The sequence below is a fragment of the Escherichia sp. 93.0816 genome (genome assembly GCF_013368855.2).
In the GTDB taxonomy this organism is placed as follows: Bacteria; Pseudomonadota; Gammaproteobacteria; order Enterobacterales; family Enterobacteriaceae; genus Escherichia; species Escherichia ruysiae.
The window spans coordinates 1-790 of record NZ_JABWNC020000071.1; the positions used below are offsets into that span (position 1 = coordinate 1).

The window sequence follows — 790 nt, forward strand, 5'->3', positions numbered from 1 at the left end:
ACGAATGAAAATGCAAAAACTAGCCTTTTTCCGCGCCGCTCCCGCCCCGTGGCAGGCCACCTCACCGGGAGGACCCACCCAAAAAAGGCGACTGTCACTATTGTTTATGCTCCATGAGCGACAAAACCGCCCGCAGGCGGTTTTACATAAAACGTTTTGTATCAGCGACCAATCACCACAATCTGGCCGCCATCCCCTTCATCTGCTGTGCTGATCTCTTGCGAAATCACCCGCGACCCGACGCGCATTTCACCGTACAGAACAGGCATAACATTGCCCTGGGCAACCATGTTATCCAGAGAGGAGAAATAGGTGTTCTGCTTACCGTTATCCGTGGTGCTGGCTGTTGCTGTGCTGGCTTTCGGTGCCAGCATCTGTGCAACACCACCAAGTGTCATCGCCGCCCCCATTGAAAAGAGAATGTCACTGAAAGCGATACTGATTCCTGGCATCCAGATTGCCGTAGCAATCAGCGCCGCACCAAGCACCGCCTGAAACACGCCGCCACTTTTGGCACCAGCCAGACGCGGTACGATGTGGATCACGGCACCATTTTCCAGCGGTTCATTAAGACGGGCTGATAATTCGTTTTCGCCTGTATCACGCCCGGCAATACGCACCTGATACCAACCATCGCTCAGTTTCTGACGAAACGCTGGGATCTGCATGGCCAGCGCCCGGATGGCTTCGGCCCCCGTTTTCACATGAAGATCGATGCGGCGGCCAAATCGTTGTAAATCCCCGTAAAGGCAGATGCGTGCCATGCCCGGTGACGCCAGAGGGAGTGTGT

The 790-nt window shown here is 55.1% G+C and carries 1 protein-coding gene and 1 pseudogene; both read right to left on the reverse strand.

Features of this window, described 5'->3' with window-relative positions; genetic code table 11:
- Positions 1–161: 161 nt before the first annotated feature.
- Complete coding sequence (locus tag HEM79_RS22300; protein WP_309491265.1) at positions 162–704, reverse strand: tail assembly protein; 543 nt, start codon at positions 702–704, stop codon at positions 162–164.
- Positions 701–790 (reverse strand): annotated as a pseudogene (locus HEM79_RS22850) (phage tail protein); the annotation flags it as partial. The gene HEM79_RS22300 and the pseudogene HEM79_RS22850, both read right to left, overlap by 4 nt.